The following is a 15,837-nucleotide window of genomic DNA, read 5'->3' on the forward strand; positions in this document are numbered from 1 at the left end:
CCGGTCGGCGACCACCCCGGCCACCCGCCGGCCCGCGCACTCCGGCCTGCGGGGACCGGCCGGCGGGCGCGTCCGCTGATCGGCATCACCGGGTACGTCGAGCCGGCGAGCTGGGCCGTCTGGCGGGACGTGCCGGCGTCGCTGGTCCCGCAGGCGTACGTCCGCTCGGTGACCGCCGCCGGGGGTCGGGCCGTGGTGCTGCCCCCGGACGAGCTGGACGCCGACGTGGTGGACGTGCTCGACGGGTTGCTGCTGGCCGGCGGCGCGGACGTCGGCCCGCAGCGCTACGGCCAGCCGGTGGACCCGCGTACCGAGCCCCGCCCCGACCGGGACGCCGGGGAGTCGGCCCTGCTGGCTGCCGCGCTCGCCGTGGACCTGCCGGTGCTGGGGGTGTGCCGGGGCATGCAGTTGCTGGCCGTCGCGTACGGCGGGTCGTTGCACCAGCACCTGCCGGACGTGGTGGGTCACGACCGGCACCGCCCCGCCCCGGGGGTGTACGGGGCGCATCCGGTGCGGTTCGCGTCGGGGACCCGGACGGCGTCGGTGCTGGCCGGGGTGGACCGGGTCAACTCGTACCACCACCAGGCGGTGGCCGATCCGGGGCGGCTCACGGTCACCGGCTGGGCCGACGACGAGGTGGTGGAGGCGGTGGAGGACCCGGCGCGACGGTTCCTGCTCGGGGTGCAGTGGCATCCGGAGAACGACGACGACCCGCGCCCGGTGACCGCCCTGGTGAGGGCGGCCCGGGACCGCTGACGCTTCCTGCCAGGTGGGAAATCTGTCTCGAAATGCGGTCGGCGGCGGGAGGATGGCCGCATGGGGACCGTGTATCCGGCGCTGGACGGGCGACTGCGGGAGTTCGTCGAGGCGCAGCCGATGTTCTTCGTCGCCACCGCGCCCACCGGCGGCGACGGGCACGTCAACCTCTCCCCCAAGGGCATGCGGGGCACCTTCGTCGTGCTCGGCCCGCACCGGGTTGCCTGGCTCGACTACCACGGCAGCGGCGCGGAGACGATCGCCCACCTGCGGGACAACGGCCGGATCACGCTGATGTTCTGCGCCTTCGACGGCCCACCGAAGATCGTCCGACTGCACGGGCGGGGCGTCGCCACCCCGGTCACCGACCCCGGCTTCGCGGCCCTGCTGGCCGACTTCCCCAAGCCGCCCGACGTGCACGCCGTCCGCGCGGTGATCGGGGTCACGGTGCAACGGGTCAGCGACTCCTGCGGCTACGCGGTGCCCCTGATGGACTATCGCGGCGACCGCGACCTGTTGCTCACGTCACACTCCCGACGGACCGCCGAGGATCTGGTCGCCTACCGCGCGACCAAGAACGCAGCCAGCATCGACGGACTCCCGGTCTTCTGAGCCCACCCCCTCACCGTGCGCTGTCGGGCAGATGACGGCAGGATGAGGCACGAGTTACCAGCGTCCGTCCGAACCCGTGCGTTACGTTCCTGATCCGTCGGGGTAGAAGACGGACGCGACCGGCGTCAGCCGAGGCGTTCTGGGGGGCACGACCGGCCGAAGCAGGGGGCGCGGATGAGCTCGGCCCGTGGGGGCGAGGACGGACGAGGGCTGTCCGCCCTGTCCGCCGATCGCACACTCCCGCCCTGGCTGGCCGGGGCGTTCACGGCGGGCGGCGAGATGGGTCGCCGGCTGCGCGGGCACGACTGGTCGGACAACCCGCTCGGCCCCCCGGACACCTGGCCGGCGGCGCTGAGCCACGCCATCGGCATGATGCTCTCCTCGCGGGCCCAGATCGTGTTGTTCTGGGGCCCCGACCAGCTGGCCTTCTACAACGACACCTACCGGCCCACCATCGGCGACAAGCACCCGCAGGCGCTCGGCCGGCCGGCCCGGGAGCACTGGGCGGAGACCTGGGACGTGCTCGGCCCCCTGCTCGACGGGGTACGCCGCACCGGCGAGTCCTACCGGGGGGAGAACCACCCGTTCCTGCTCGACCGGCACGGCTTCGTCGAGCAGGTCTACTTCGACATCTCCTACGACCCGATCCGGGACGACGACGGCAGCGTCAACGGTGTCTTCTGCTTCGTCAACGAGACCACCGGGCGGGTCATCGGGGAACGCCGGCTGCGGGCCCTGGCCGAACTCGGCTCCCGGCTCGGCGCGGCGCGCAGCATGACCGAGCTGGGGCAGGCCACCGCCGCCGTGCTCGACGGGCACCGGGCCGACGTTCCGTTCGCCCTGATCTATCTCACCGACGAGACCGGTCGGCCGGTGCCGGCCGGGGTCAGCGGCGTCGACCCGGACCAGGTGCCGGCCGAGTTGCCGGCGGTGCTGTCCCGGGTCGCCGCCGGTGGGGCCGGCACCGAGATCGAGGTGGCCGACCTGTTCGGTGCGGTACCGGACGGCGTCGCCGAGCGGGCCCTGGTGCTGCCGCTGACGGCCACCAGCGAGCCCGCCGGGGCACTGGTCGTCGGCCGTTGCTCCCGCCTGCCGTGTAACGACGAGTACCGCGACTTCGTCGGCCTGATCGCCGCGCAGGTGTCCCGGGTGGTCGGCCAGCAGCGGGCGTACGAGCAGGAGCGGGCGCGCGCCGCCGAACTGGCCGCGCTGGACCGTGCCAAGACCAACTTCTTCGCCAACGTCAGCCACGAGTTCCGTACCCCGCTGACCCTGGTCCTCGGCCCGCTGGAGGACATGCTGGCCGATCCGACGCTGCCCACGGCGCACCTCGACCGGCTGACCGTCATGCACCGCAACGCGCTGCGCCTGCTCAAGCTGGTCAACACGGTGCTCGACTTCTCCCGGCTGGAGTCCGGCCGGCTGGCCGCCCACTACCAGCCCACCGACCTCGCCGAATACACCTCCCGGCTGGCCAGCACCTTCCGCTCCGCGACCCAGCGGGCCGGGCTGCGGCTCGTGGTCGACTGCCCGCCGCTGCCCGCGCCGGTCTTCCTGGACCGTGACATGTGGGAAAAGATCGTCTTCAACCTGCTCTCCAACGCGCTGAAGTTCACCTTCGACGGCGAGATCCGGGTCCGGGTGGTCGCCGTCGCCGGCGCGGCGCGGCTGGAGGTGACCGACACCGGGGTCGGCATCGCCGCCGGGGAGGTCCCGCACGTCTTCGAGCGGTTCCACCGGGTGCCGGGGGTGCGCTCGCGTACCCACGAGGGCACCGGGATCGGCCTGGCCCTGGTGCGTGAACTGGTCGACATGCACGGCGGCGCGGTGGCCGCCACCAGCCGGGTCGACCACGGCACCACCTTCACCGTGACCGTCCCGTTCGGTTCGGCGCACCTGCCGCCCGACCGGGTCGCCTCCGCCGCGCCGCTGCCCACCACCGAGTCGTCACAGGCGTCGCTCTACGTCGCGGAGACCGCCCTGTGGACCGACGGGTCCGACCCGGCCGGCGACGGGCGGTCCGCTCCGGTCACCGGCGACCCGGGCCGGGCGGGCCGGGTCCTGCTCGCCGACGACAACGCCGACCTGCGCGAACACGTCACCCGGCTGCTCAGCCCCGAGTACGAGGTGGTGGCCGTACCGGACGGCGTGGTGGCCCTCCAGGAAGCCACCGGGAGCCCGTTCGACCTGGTGCTCACCGACGTGATGATGCCCCGGCTGGACGGTTTCGGCCTGGTCACCGCGTTGCGGGCCGACCCGCGCACTCGGCACGTGCCGATCGTGCTGCTCTCCGCGCGGGCCGGGTCCGCCGAAGCGGTCGCCGGCCTGTCGGTGGGGGCCGACGACTACCTCACCAAACCGTTCTCCGGGGCGGAGCTGATCGCCCGGGTCCGGGCCAACGTCCAGCTGGGTCAGCTGCGGGGGCAGATCATCCGCCGGCTGCGGGCGCTCGCCGACGCCGCCGTGGCGGTCAACACCGCGAAGTCGACCGCGGAGGTGGTCCAGGTCGCCGCCCGGCACGCCCTGCGCCTGGCGGAGGCGGCCCGGGTGTCGGTCACCACGGTCACCGGCGCGCGGCACGAGGCCGACGGCGGCGGCAGGGCGCCCGACCAGCCGTCCCAGGTACTGCCGTTGACCGGCACCACCGGTGGGCAGCTCGGCGAGCTGCGGGTCTGGCGTCGCGAGGGCGACGGCACCGACCAGGCGGCCGTCGCGGAACTGGCCCGGCTGGTCGGGGTACGACTGGAGAACGCCCAGCTCTACGAGGCCGAACACCGGATCGCCACCACCCTGCAGCACAGCCTGCTGCCCCGGTCGCTGCCCCAACTGCCCGGAGCGGTGGTGGCCAGCCGCTACCTGCCCGGCAGCACCGACGTCGAGGTCGGCGGCGACTGGTACGACGTGATCGGCATCGGCGACGACGAGGTGGTGCTGGTCATCGGCGACGTGGTCGGCAAGGGGGTCGGGGCCGCCGCGGCGATGGGTCAGCTGCGCAACGGCCTGCGGGCGTACCTGCTGGAGGGTTACGACCCGGGGCAGTCGTTGACCCGGCTCAACCGGCTGGTCGGCTCGACCGAACGGCAGTCGTTCGCCACCGTGTTCTGCCTCTCCTTCTCTCCCCGCACCGGCCGGCTGCGGTACGCCAGCGCCGGTCATCCGTCCCCCCTGCTGATCCGAGGAGACGACGTGGCATTTCTGCACGAGCGGGCCCTGGGGCCGCCGATCGGTGCGATCGCCGGCACCGACTACCGCACCGTCGAGGGTGAACTCGCCCCCGGCGGTCGGCTGTTGCTCTACACCGACGGGCTGATCGAGGACCGGCATGCCGGCATCGACGCGGCGCTGGCCCAGCTGCGGGCGGACGCCGGCACCGGCGGTGAGCACGTCACCGACCTGGTGGACGCGGTGGTGCAACGGGTCGACGGGCGCAACCGGCACGACGACGTGGCGGTGCTGGCGCTGGAAGCCGCCGAGCTGAACCGCTTCACCCTGCGGCTGCCCGCCGACCCGACCCGGCTCAGCGTGCTGCGCAAGCGGCTGGAGGACTTCCTGGTGGCGCACGGGGTGGGGGAGAACGACCTGTTCGACCTGATCGTCGCCGTCTCCGAGGCCGCCGCCAACGCCATCGAGCACCCGGTCGCGCCGGTGGAGCCGACGATCGGGGTCGAGGTGTCGATCGTCGACCACACGGTGGTGGCGACGGTGCGGGACAGCGGTCGCTGGCGCGAGTCGACCGGGGCCGGGTTCCGGGGCCGGGGCCTCGCGTTGATCGAGGCGCTGGGCGAGCTGACGGTACGTCGTACCGCGGAGGGGACCGAGGTGTCGCTGCGCCGCCGGCTGGCCGACTGAGCCGGCCCGGCGCGGCCCCGGGTCAGACCGGGCGCAGCCACTCCTGGTCGCCGAGGCCGGAGATCTCCAACACCCGGTTGACCTGCCGGGACGGGAACACCGTCAGGGCGCCGGGAAACCGGCGGGCGAGCTGGACCACCGCGTGGATGGCGGCGGAGTCGAAGAAGGTCACCGCGCGCAGATCCAGGGTGACCTGCCGGGCCGGCTCCCGCAGTGCGGTCTGCACCATGGTGTCGGCGGTGGCCATGTCGACCTCACCGGTCACCGTGACGTGGACGTGGTCACCTGCCAGCTCCGCGCTCGCGGAGAAAACGGGAGGTACGCCCCCTAGATCCACGAAGCCACAATGGCACAGCCCGGTGGGCACGGCAACAACCGACGGGTCGGCCACGCCACGGCCCGCCGACCGCCCGGAGATAGGCTGTCGTCATGACCGTTCGTGCCCCGCTCACCCCAGGCACGCTCTCCCCCTGGCGAGCGGTGCCTGGCCACATCGCCCGACCGGAGTACGTGGGCAAGAAGCAACCCCAGCAGTGGCGCGGCTCGCACGTGCAGACCCCGCAGACCATCGAGAAGATGCGGGTCGCCGGCCGGTTGGCGGCGCAGGCCACCCAGCTCGCCGGTGAACACTGCAAGCCGGGGGTGACCACCGACGAGATCGACCGGGTGGTGCACGAGTTCCTCGTCGACCACGACGCCTACCCCTCGACGCTGGGCTACAAGGGCTTCCCCAAGTCCTGCTGCACCAGCGTCAACGAGGTCATCTGCCACGGCATCCCCGACTCCACCGTGCTCGCCGACGGCGACATCGTCAACGTCGACGTCACCGCCTACCTCGACGGGGTGCACGGCGACACCGACGCCACCTTCTGCGTCGGCGAGGTCAGCGAGGAGGCCCGGCTGCTTGTCGAACGCACCCACGAGGCGATGATGCGGGGCATCCGGGCGGTCCGCCCCGGCCGGCAGATCAACGTGATCGGCCGGGTCATCGAGTCGTACGCCAAGCGGTTCGGCTACGGGGTGGTGCGCGACTTCACCGGCCACGGCATCGGCGAGGCGTTCCACAGCGGCCTCTACGTGCCGCACTACGACAGCCCCCGGCCCACCGACATCATGGAGCCGGGGATGACCTTCACCGTCGAGCCGATGATCACCCTCGGCACCTACCAGTACGACATGTGGGACGACGGGTGGACGGTCGTCACCAAGGACCGGAAGTGGACGGCCCAGTTCGAACACACCATCGTCGTCACCGACGACGGTCACGAGATCCTCACCCTGCCGTGACCGACACCCCGGCCGCCCTGCGGGAGGCCCACCACGCGGACGTGTCCGGCGGATGGCTGCGGCCTGCCGTCTTCGGCGCGATGGACGGGCTGGTCACCAACATCGCGCTGATCGCCGGCGTCGGCGGCGGCGGGGTGTCCGCGCACAGCATCGTGCTCACCGGCACCGCCGGCCTGGTCGCCGGTGCCATCTCGATGGGCCTGGGCGAATACACCAGTGTCCGCTCGGCCAACGAGCAGGTCGCCGCCGAGGTGGCCAAGGAGCGCCGCGAGCTGGAACGCCACCCGGAGGCGGAGGCCCGCGAGCTGTCCGACGCCTGGGTGGCCCGGGGCCTGCCCCGCGACCTGGCCAACCAGGTCGCCGAGGCGGTACGCCGCAACCCGGAGGAGGCGCTGCGGGTGCACGTCCGGGAGGAGTTGGGCGTCGACCCCGACGAACAACCCAGCCCCTGGGCGGCGGCGATCTCGTCGTTCCTCTGCTTCTCCGTCGGCGCGCTGATCCCGCTGCTGAGCTACCTGCTCGGCTCCACCAGCCTCGCGTTGGCGCTCGCCGTCGGCGGGGTGGGGCTCTTCGTGGCCGGTGCGGTCGTGGCCCGGTTCACCCACCGCCCGTGGTGGGCGGGTGGGCTGCGGCAGCTGCTGCTGGGTGCGGCGGCGGCCGGCGCGACCTACCTGATCGGGATGCTCATCGGGGTCCAGGGCGGTCTCGGCTAGACCATCGCGGCCGGCAGGGTCGCTCGTCGCGGCCGGCCCGTTGATCCACCGGTGCCCGGTGCCCGGTGCCCGGTGCCCGGTGCCCGGCCTGGTGCCCGGTGCCCGGCTCAGCGGGTGAGCAGGTCGTCCACCGTGCCGTCGACCGGACGGCCCCGGGCGGCCAACTCCTCGGCCTGCCCGGTGAGCACCCGACCCACCTCGGTCATGTCCGCGCCGGCCAACCCGGTACGCCGCACCGCGTCACCCGGGTCCCGGAAGTAGGTGCGGCCGAGCAGGCCGCTGACCGTGGCCGCCGCCAACCGGGCCTCGCCCAGCATCACCAGCGCCTGATCGGTCTCGTACCACTCGGCGAGCCGGGCCGCCCGGGCGTGCGCCGCCCAACCCCGGAACCAGGCGTCCCGCGCGGCGGTGCTGAACTCCGCCGGCCGGGCCCGCGCCAACCGGCCCAGGTGCTCGTCGCGCAGGGTGCGCAGCCAGCCGGTCGGGTCGTACAGCGCGACGGTGGTGACGTAGCGGTCGGCGGTCAGCGGCCAGGCCGGGGTCAGCGTCCGGGCCCGCCGCAGGTGCTCGTCGGCGTCGGTGACGGTCAACCCGACCAGCACCCCGTCGATCCGTCGGGTCGACGTCGGCGGCCCACCGCCCGCCCGGTAGGTGACCAGCAGCAGCCCGACCTCGGCGTCCCCACCGCCGTCGTCGTCGCCGTGCGCCAACGGCCCGTGCACGGCCACCGCGAGGACGTCCGCCGGGAAACGTCGCCGCGCCGCGTCGGCCGTCCGCCCGGCGACCTGCCAGCGCGGATCGTCCAGGTCCACCCCGGCCGCCGGCTCCGGCCCGGTCACGGCAGGTCGGCACCGGTCGGGACCAGCCGGAAGATGTGGATCTCCCGGCCACCGGCCCGCTGCACGTACGTGCGGTACGCCGGCCACTCGGTGACCAGCAGCTGCCAGAGCCGCTCCCGCTCGGCCCCGGTGGCCAGATCGGCCCGCACGGTGAGCCGACGACCCTTGACGGCCACCTCCGCCCGGGGCCGGGCACGCAGGTTGAGCACCCAGCCCGGCTGGCGCGGCTGGCCCCAGTTGGAACCGATCACCACGAACCCCTCGCCGTCCGGCACGTACAGCAGGGGGTTGCTGCGCGGCAGGCCGGAGCGGTGCCCGGTGGTCGTGATGATCAGCGAAGGGACCAGGCCCAGCGCGACCACCCGACCCCGGGTGAGCCGCCCGACCATCCGGTCGACGGGGACCAGTAGGCGCATGGTGGCACCGAACCACTCGTGGTGACCGAGCCGGCGGGTGAGGGTTCCGATGACGGGCACCCGGACAGTCTGCCTGGTCGACGCGGTGTCCGCACCCACCGATCCGGCCACCGGCTCCCGGCGGGCCGCTCAGTCCAACCGGCGTTCGACCGCGAGGCGGGACCGGGTGAACAGACCGGCACCGAGCATCGCCACCAGCGGCACCACCACCAGCACACCGAGGGTCTGCCAGGGCACCACCACCGGGTACGGCGACTGGGCCGGCCAGGTCTGCGCGTACTGGCGGTTCATCGAGGTCAGGATGATCAGGGCGGAGCCGAGCCCGGCCGCGATGCCGAGCACCGAGCCGACCACGGCGATCACCCCGGCCTGGCAGAGCGACAGCACCCGGCGTACCCGGGGACTGGCCCCCACCGCGGCGAGCGTGGACAGGTCCCGGCGGCCCTCCGCCGCGGCGAGACCGGTTGCCACCCCGGCCGCGCCCAGGGTGATCAGCCCGGCGCCGGCGGCCAGCAACAGCAGCACCGGCCGCTGCTGCGAGCGGGGCGGACCCTGTTCGATCTGCACCGACACCGGCAGCAACGGCCGCAGGGCGGTGACCACCCGGTCGAGCTGTGCGGTGGTCGGCGTGGTCCGGGTGTCGACGGCGAAACCGGCCGGCTCCGTGCGCAGGCCGACCCGGGCGGCGGCGGCGGGGGAGAGCACCATCCGGTCGACCGGCAGCCCGTCGCGCAGCAGGTGACCGGGGAGGGTGACGCTGGTCGCCACCGACGGGCGGGAGCCGCCGACCCACCGTTCGACCCGGACCGTCACCTGACCGTCGACCAGGTAACGGGGATCGGTCACCACCACGCCACCGGCGCGCAGCACGACGGCCGCCGCCGCCACCTCGGCCGCCGGCGCACCGCTGAGCACCCCCAGGACGGCGCCGTCGTCCACCATGGCGGGTAGGTAGAAGCCGCTGACGATGCGGACCGGCGGGACGCAGCGCGGGTCGGCCAGCGCCGCACGGCGGACCTCGGCCGTACCGTAGGACTCCGCGTCGTACGGGCAGGCCCGGTCCTCGGGCAGCACCGCCGTGACCGTGCAGTAGTCCTCCGGGCGTTGCGGGTCGACGCAGCTGGGCACCGCCACCGGCAGCACCGCGTCGGTGCCCAGCTCGGCCCGGACCCGCTCGGTGATCAGCGGTAACGGGGGCAGCGGGCCGGTGCCGTCCCGGTCGGCGCGCAGCAGCAGCACCTGGCCCGGCGGCATCCCCGGTTGCCAGTCGGCCCGGTCGCGGGCGTCGTTGCTGGCCACGTATACGCCCAGGGCGACGCTGCCGGCGACGGCGGCCATCACCGCGGAGATGGCCGGGGCGGCCGACGAGCGGTTGCGGCTGGCGTCGCGCAGCGCGATACGGGGCGCGGGCGGCAGCAGCGGACCGAGCCGGGCCAGCAGACCGATCAGCGTGGGCGTGCAGAAGACCAGGCCCAGCTCACCCAGGACCAACCCGGCGAGGATCACCGGGGTGTCGCCCCTCGCGGCACCCACGGCGGCGGCCCCGCTGCCCAGCGCGGTCAGCGCCACCCCGAGGAGCAGCCAGCGGCGGCGGTGCGGGGGTGCGGTCCGGCGACCGGCCAACCCGGCCGCCACGTCCTGCCGGGCCGCGGCCAGCGCCGGGGCGAGCGCGGCCAACACCCCGGCAAGCACCGCGACCGCCGCGATCGCGACGAGCGCCGCCGGGAAGACCCGGTAGCCCCCGCTGCGCGCCCCCAGCAGGTGCTCCTCGACCAGCGACCGACCGGCGAGCGCGGCGGTTACCCCGAGCAGCAGCCCGCACGCCGCCCCGAGCCCACCGAGGACCACCCCGTCGGCGAGCACGATCCGCCGTAGGTGCACCGGATCACCGCCGGCCACCGCGACCAGCGCCAGGTCCCGCCGCCGCCGCCGGACCCCCACCGCGAAGGCCGGGCCGACCAGTAGGACGACCTCCAGCAGACCGAGACCGCCGACCAACACCGTGTTGCTCGCCAGCACCGGATCGGGCAGGTTGAGCGCCGACCCGTCGGGGGACTGGGCACCCGGCACCGGGTCCCGGGCGCTGACCAGGATGCCGTGCGCGTTGAGCCGGTCCACCAGCGCGGCGTCCAACGGGCCGGGAAGGTCGACCAGCCAGCTCTCGTCGTAGCTCCGCCCGTCCCGGGACGACCCGGTTTGCGTCAGGGCGGCGATCTCCCCGAGCTGGTCGGGGAACTCCACCACACCGACCACCCGCCACCGGCGGGTGCCGTCGGCCGCGTCGACCGACCCGCCCACCCGTACGCCCATCCGGGCGGCGGCCTGCGCGCTGACCGCGACCTCGTCGGGTGCGGTGGGGACCCGCCCGGACCGCAGGCGCACCATCGAGCGGGCCAGCGGGTCCGTCAGGTCCAACGCCCGACCGTCGATGGTCCTGGTCCGGTCGCCGATCCGCACCTCGAACGGCACCCACCAGGTGACCCGGCTGGTCCGGCTGCCGGCCGGCAGGAGCGCCTCGACCTCCGCCCGACCCACCGGCCGTTCCCGGGTCACCAGCTCACCCGTGCGGGCCCAGTTCGTGTCCCCCCGGGAGTCCTGGTGGAGTGGGTTCTCCGCCACCCAGTGCAGCTCGACGTCGGCGGCACCGACCCGCTGGACGAAACTCTCCTCCGGGGTGAGGTCGGCCATGTCGTAGGTGACCGCGACGAAGCTCAGCACCAGTACCGGCAGCGCGATCATCGTCAGCACCAGCGCGGTGCGCCCCCGCGCCCGCCAGGCCTCCCGCCGGGCGATCCGCAGCGCGGCCCGCCAGGACCCGAGCGTCCCGGCGAGCCGACCGGGCAGTCCCACCGGGCCCCCCGCGTCGGGGCGGGCCGGCCGGGTCGCGCTGCCGGCTCGTGCCGGTCGGGCCGGGTTCTCGGGGTGAGCCGGGTTCTCGGGGTGAGCGGGCCCGGCCGGGTTGTCGGGCCGGGCCGGGTGAGTGGGCCGGGCCGGGTTGTCGGGCCGGGCCGGGTGAGCGGGCCGGGCCGGGTCGTCGGGCCGGGCCGGTGGGGTACGGGCGGACAGGCCGTCGGGGCCGGAGGGTCCGTCCGGGTGGGGCGGGGCGCTCACCGGCCGATTCCGGAGAGCAGGTGCTCGACCCCGGCCAACGGCGCGGTGGAGTCGACCATGACACCGTCGCGGAGGAAGACCACCCGGTCGGCCCAGCCCGCGTGCCGGGCCTCGTGGGTCACCAACACCCCGGCGGCCCCCGCGTCGACCCGGCGGCGCAGCAGGTGCAGCACGGCCTCCCCGGTCTGCGAGTCCAGCGCCCCGGTCGGCTCGTCGGCCAGCACCAACCGCCGCTCACCGACCAGCGCCCGCGCGATCGCCACCCGCTGCTGCTGACCCCCGGACATCTGGTCGGGGAAGCGCGCACCGAGCCCGCCCAGGCCGACCTCCTCCAGCGCCGCCAGGGCCGCCCGCCGGGCCTGCCGTACGCCGACCCCGTCGAGTTCCAACGGGAGGGCCACGTTCTCCGCGGCGGTGAGGCTGCCGAGCAGGTTCAGATCCTGGAAGACGTAGCCGATCCGACGACGGCGCAACCGGGCCAGCCCCCGCCCGTCGAGCGTGCCGAGGGCCTCCCCCTCGACCAGTACCTCCCCGCCGGTCGGCCGGTCGAGCCCACCGGCCAGGGTGAGCAGGGTCGACTTGCCCGAGCCGGAGGGACCCATCACGGCCACCAGCTCGCCCGGTCGTACCGTGAGGCTCACCCCGCGCAGCGCGTGCACGGCGGCCTCCCCGCCCCCGTGGGTGCGGTGGACGTCGCGCAGTTCGAGCACCGCGCCGTCGTCCGGGCCGGTCACCGGTGTGCCTCCTCGTCGGCCCGCTCCACCACCTCCGGCGGTGACCCGCTGCGGGCTGTGGGGGCCGCCGGCCGGTGCCGGACCAGGCTGGTCTCGCAGTGGTCGAGCCAGCGGATCTCCGCCTCGGCCTGGAACATCATCGCGTCCAGCACCAGTCGCCAGGGCAGGTCCTCCGGCCGGTCGCTGGTGTACTTGAGCCGGGTCAGCTCCTGCAACGTGCGCATGGTCGCGCCACGCTGGGTCTGCACCACCGCCCGCACGTCCACCCCGGGGGTGGTCAACGCCAGGGCCAGCTTGATGGACAGCTCGTCGCGGGGGCGGTCGTTGCGGCTGATCGGGGTGACGAACCACAGCGCCAGGTCCGCCCGCCCGGCGTCGGTGATCTCGTACGGCCGCTGCCCGCCCTCGTGCTCGGGCAGCGAGCGGACCAGGCCGTCGCGTTCCAGCCGGTTGAGGGTGGTGTAGACCTGACCGATGTTCAGCGGCCAGGTCGAGCCGGTCGACTCCTCGAACGCGGCCCGGAGCTGGTAGCCGTACATCTGGCCGCGCTCCAGCAGGGCGAGCAGGCCGTGACGGATGGACATGCGACGGAGTATGCATACCCCGTATGCGGACCGCAACCGCAGGGTACGGGCGGTGGGTCAGGTGGGACTGCCGGGGAACGGGACGGTCAGTGGGGTGAGGCCCGCGCTGCGCCGCCAGCGGGTGGCCCGTACCGCGCAGTCGGTCAGCGCGTTGAGCGCCCGGGTGCGGTCCGCGCCGGTGGTGACCGGCAGCGCCGCCCGCCAGAACGCCGCGGTGCGCTCCTCCACCTGCACCGCCAGCCGCAACGCGGCGGCCCGGTCGGTGACCGGGAACGGCAGGGCGTAGCCGGCCTGGTCGGGGGGGACGGTGCCGCCGGTGGCGCTGAGCTGGAGCACCAGCGCGTCGCGTCGGGACCGGTGGGCCGCCTCGGCAGTGCGGGCCGCCCGCCGGTCGGCGTCGGTGAGTCGTACCCCGATCGGACCGTAGGCGTAGATCGCGGCGTACTCGGCGGCCAACGCCCCGGCGAGCGCGTCGCCGGGGGTGGCGGGGGCGGTGCGGCGGTTCACTTCAGTGCCTCCAGGTGGGTGGCCCGGGCGGCGGCGATCGAACCGAGCAGTGCGGCCCGGTCACCCGGCGCGGCGGCGCACGCCTTGGCCGCGTTGTCCCGGCCGCTCTGCTCGGCGGTCCGCAACCCGGCCAGGAGGGCGCTGCGGGTGCCTTCCCCGGCGCTCGGAGCCGGTGTCGCCGGACCGGACGGCCCGGGGCGGCCGATCAGCCGGCGCAGCTCGTCGGCGTGCGCCGTGTGCGCCTCGGCGATCGGGGTGAGCCGGTCGGCGAGCCCCGGGTCGGCGGCGATCGCGGCCCGGTGCCGGGCGGCCAGTGCCCGGGCCTCGTCCGCCAGGGGTTCCAGCGGGTCGGGCGGCGGGCTGGGCTCGTCCCGGTCGAACAGCGCACAACCGGTCAGCGGCACCGTGGCGGCACCGACCGCCAGAAGTGCACCGGAGCGCAGCACCGTACGTCGGGATTGCCCCGTTCCGTCGGGGTGTGTCGTCGTTCTGCCCGTGGCCACCGGACAAGTCAACACCATCCGCGCCGACCGCCGGGCGACCGCCGTCGGTGCGCCGCCGGGGCCGCCGTCCCGGCGGCGCGTTACGCTCTGCGCAGCCACCGGCGCTGCCGCCCCGGTGGCGTCCCGGCGTGCCGGTCCGACGACCGCAGCCGACCAGCAGGAGGGTGCCCAGATGACGCAGCGTGGCCGTGCCACCCGGCCGACGGCGCCGGCGGGACGATCCCGTCGCACCGACGGCGCCCGGGGCGGGGACCGTGCGGGCGCATCCCGGGGCGACCTGGCCGCCCGGCGTACCAGATTGCGCGACGTGATCGCCCCGGTGGTCACGGAGGCGGGCTACGACCTGGAGGACGTCTCCGTGTCCCGGGCCGGCCGGCGGCACGTGGTCCGGGTGATCGTGGACGCCGACGGCGGGATCAACCTGGACGCCGTCGCGGACGTCTCCCGGGTGGTCTCGGCGGCGCTGGACGCGGCCGAGGAGTCCGGCGGGGACATCGTGGCGGGGGAGTACCAGCTGGAGGTCAGCTCCCCCGGGGTGGACCGCCCGTTGACCCTGCCCCGGCACTGGCGACGCAACGCCGGCCGGCTGGTGAAGGTGACCGTCCGGGTCGAGCGGCCCGACGCGCAGCCCACGGTGGACCGTCAGGTCACCGGCCGGGTGGTGGCGGCCGACGACGAGCGTGTGGTGCTGGAGACCGAAGCCGGCCGGGTGGAACACCGCTACGCCGAGCTCGGCCCCGGCCGGGTGCAGGTCGAGTTCAACCGCCTCGACGAGATCGACGAGGCGGACGAGTTCGACGGCGCCGACGAAGACGACGAGATCGGCGACGACGAACACGCCGCCGACGATGACGACGATGATGTGGAGGACGAGGAGAGGTGAACATCGACCTCGCGGCGCTGCGCGCACTGGAGCGCGAGCGGGAGATCCCGTTCGACACGATCCTCGCGGCGATCGAGACCGCGTTGCTGACCGCCTACCGGCACACCGACGGCGCCGAGTCGCACGCCCGGGTGGAGATCGACCGTAAGAACGGGGCCGCCCAGGTCTACGCCCAGGAGCTGGACGACGACGGCAGCGTGGTGCGGGAGTGGGACGACACCCCGCACGACTTCGGCCGGATCGCGGCGATGACCGCCAAGCAGGTGATCCTCCAGCGGTTGCGGGAGGCCACCGACGAGGTGCACTTCGGTGAGTACGTCGGCCGCGACGGTGACCTGGTCACCGGCGTGGTGCAGGCGCACGAGGCGCGCAGCGAGAAGGGCATCGTCAGCGTCGACCTCGGCAAGCTGGAGGGTGTGCTGCCGCAGTCCGAGCAGGTGCCCGGCGAGCGTTACCACCACGGCGAGCGGATCCGCTGCGTGGTGGTGCACGTGACCAAGGGGATGCGTGGGCCGCAGATCACCCTGTCGCGGTCCCATCCGGCGCTGGTGAAGAAGCTCTTCGCGCTGGAGGTGCCGGAGATCGCCGACGGCACGGTGGAGATCGGGGCGATCGCCCGTGAGGCAGGTCACCGCACCAAGATCGCCGTGCGCTCCACCGTGCAGGGCGTGAACGCCAAGGGCGCCTGCATCGGCCCGATGGGCCAGCGGGTCCGCGCCGTGATGAGCGAGCTGCACGGCGAAAAGATCGACATCATCGACTGGTCGGACGACCCGGCGGCGTTCGTCGGCAACGCGCTCTCGCCGGCCAAGGCGCTGCGGGTCGAGGTGGTCGACCTGGCCACCCGGACGGCCCGGGTGACCGTCCCGGACTTCCAGCTCTCCCTCGCCATCGGGCGGGAGGGGCAGAACGCCCGGCTTGCTGCGCGTTTGACCGGTTGGCGGATCGACATCCGGTCGGACGCGGAGCAGGCGGGGCCCGGCGGCCGGGGCGGTGCCGAGTCCGTCTCGGAGCCGGGCGGAGCGATCTCGGGCGGCTAGGGG

The 15,837-nt window shown here is 74.4% G+C and carries 15 protein-coding genes; 7 read left to right on the top strand and 8 right to left on the bottom strand.

Going from position 1 to position 15,837, the window contains the following annotated elements:
- Positions 1 to 75: 75 nt before the first annotated feature.
- The 3 genes from JQN83_RS23360 to JQN83_RS23370 all read left to right on the top strand — a co-directional run bounded on the left by JQN83_RS23360 (position 76) and on the right by JQN83_RS23370 (position 5,217).
- Entirely contained in the window at positions 76 to 756 is a 681-nt protein-coding gene (locus JQN83_RS23360) for a gamma-glutamyl-gamma-aminobutyrate hydrolase family protein (protein ID WP_208569366.1), read from the top strand.
- Between the two features lie 60 nt (positions 757 to 816).
- On the top strand, positions 817 to 1,368 hold the full coding sequence (locus JQN83_RS23365) for a pyridoxamine 5'-phosphate oxidase family protein (protein ID WP_208569295.1): 552 nt from the start codon (positions 817 to 819) through the stop codon (positions 1,366 to 1,368).
- 174 nt (positions 1,369 to 1,542) lie between these two features.
- Complete coding sequence (locus tag JQN83_RS23370; RefSeq protein WP_208569296.1) at positions 1,543 to 5,217, top strand: SpoIIE family protein phosphatase; 3,675 nt, start codon at positions 1,543 to 1,545, stop codon at positions 5,215 to 5,217.
- A gap of 22 nt (positions 5,218 to 5,239) precedes the next feature.
- Here the strand turns inward: JQN83_RS23370 and JQN83_RS23375 are convergent, their stop codons facing one another.
- Positions 5,240 to 5,554 (bottom strand): STAS domain-containing protein, encoded by a 315-nt coding sequence (locus tag JQN83_RS23375; RefSeq protein ID WP_307799617.1) that lies wholly within the window; start codon positions 5,552 to 5,554, stop codon positions 5,240 to 5,242.
- 92 nt (positions 5,555 to 5,646) lie between these two features.
- Between JQN83_RS23375 and map the strand changes: the two genes are divergently transcribed.
- Together map and JQN83_RS23385 are read left to right on the top strand one after the other, a co-directional pair.
- Positions 5,647 to 6,504, top strand: coding sequence for a type I methionyl aminopeptidase (gene map, locus JQN83_RS23380; RefSeq protein ID WP_208569297.1), 858 nt, complete (start codon positions 5,647 to 5,649; stop codon positions 6,502 to 6,504).
- Positions 6,501 to 7,217 carry a VIT1/CCC1 transporter family protein gene (locus JQN83_RS23385; RefSeq protein ID WP_208569298.1) on the top strand — a complete coding sequence of 239 codons (717 nt, stop codon included), beginning with the start codon at positions 6,501 to 6,503 and terminating at the stop codon, positions 7,215 to 7,217. The genes map and JQN83_RS23385 overlap by 4 nt, the downstream gene beginning before the upstream one ends.
- Before the next feature lie 107 nt (positions 7,218 to 7,324).
- Here JQN83_RS23385 and JQN83_RS23390 read toward each other — a convergent pair whose 3' ends face one another.
- The 7 genes from JQN83_RS23390 to JQN83_RS23420 all read right to left on the bottom strand — a co-directional run bounded on the left by JQN83_RS23390 (position 7,325) and on the right by JQN83_RS23420 (position 13,854).
- Positions 7,325 to 8,056, bottom strand: a complete 732-nt coding sequence (locus JQN83_RS23390; RefSeq protein ID WP_307799619.1) for a nucleotidyltransferase domain-containing protein — start codon at positions 8,054 to 8,056, stop codon at positions 7,325 to 7,327.
- Entirely contained in the window at positions 8,053 to 8,532 is a 480-nt protein-coding gene (locus JQN83_RS23395) for a nitroreductase family deazaflavin-dependent oxidoreductase (protein WP_208569299.1), read from the bottom strand. Before JQN83_RS23395 ends, JQN83_RS23390 begins: the two co-directional genes overlap by 4 nt.
- Before the next feature lie 69 nt (positions 8,533 to 8,601).
- Positions 8,602 to 11,583 (bottom strand): FtsX-like permease family protein, encoded by a 2,982-nt coding sequence (locus JQN83_RS23400; protein ID WP_307799622.1) that lies wholly within the window; start codon positions 11,581 to 11,583, stop codon positions 8,602 to 8,604.
- Positions 11,580 to 12,317 carry an ABC transporter ATP-binding protein gene (locus JQN83_RS23405; RefSeq protein ID WP_208569300.1) on the bottom strand — a complete coding sequence of 246 codons (738 nt, stop codon included), beginning with the start codon at positions 12,315 to 12,317 and terminating at the stop codon, positions 11,580 to 11,582. Before JQN83_RS23405 ends, JQN83_RS23400 begins: the two co-directional genes overlap by 4 nt.
- Complete coding sequence (locus tag JQN83_RS23410) at positions 12,314 to 12,901, bottom strand: PadR family transcriptional regulator (protein WP_088645558.1); 588 nt, start codon at positions 12,899 to 12,901, stop codon at positions 12,314 to 12,316. Before JQN83_RS23410 ends, JQN83_RS23405 begins: the two co-directional genes overlap by 4 nt.
- A 57-nt stretch (positions 12,902 to 12,958) precedes the next feature.
- Complete coding sequence (locus JQN83_RS23415; RefSeq protein ID WP_208569301.1) at positions 12,959 to 13,408, bottom strand: ferritin-like domain-containing protein; 450 nt, start codon at positions 13,406 to 13,408, stop codon at positions 12,959 to 12,961.
- Positions 13,405 to 13,854, bottom strand: coding sequence for a hypothetical protein (locus JQN83_RS23420; protein WP_208569302.1), 450 nt, complete (start codon positions 13,852 to 13,854; stop codon positions 13,405 to 13,407). The genes JQN83_RS23415 and JQN83_RS23420 overlap by 4 nt, the downstream gene beginning before the upstream one ends.
- Before the next feature lie 229 nt (positions 13,855 to 14,083).
- Between JQN83_RS23420 and rimP the strand changes: the two genes are divergently transcribed.
- Positions 14,084 to 14,794, top strand: a complete 711-nt coding sequence (rimP, locus tag JQN83_RS23425) for a ribosome maturation factor RimP (RefSeq protein WP_208569303.1) — start codon at positions 14,084 to 14,086, stop codon at positions 14,792 to 14,794.
- Positions 14,791 to 15,834 (top strand): transcription termination factor NusA, encoded by a 1,044-nt coding sequence (gene nusA, locus JQN83_RS23430; RefSeq protein WP_208569304.1) that lies wholly within the window; start codon positions 14,791 to 14,793, stop codon positions 15,832 to 15,834. The genes rimP and nusA overlap by 4 nt, the downstream gene beginning before the upstream one ends.
- Positions 15,835 to 15,837 lie beyond the last annotated feature (3 nt).

Origin of the sequence: Micromonospora antibiotica (genome assembly GCF_017599305.1) — a bacterium.
Taxonomy (GTDB): Bacteria; Actinomycetota; Actinomycetes; order Mycobacteriales; family Micromonosporaceae; genus Micromonospora; species Micromonospora antibiotica.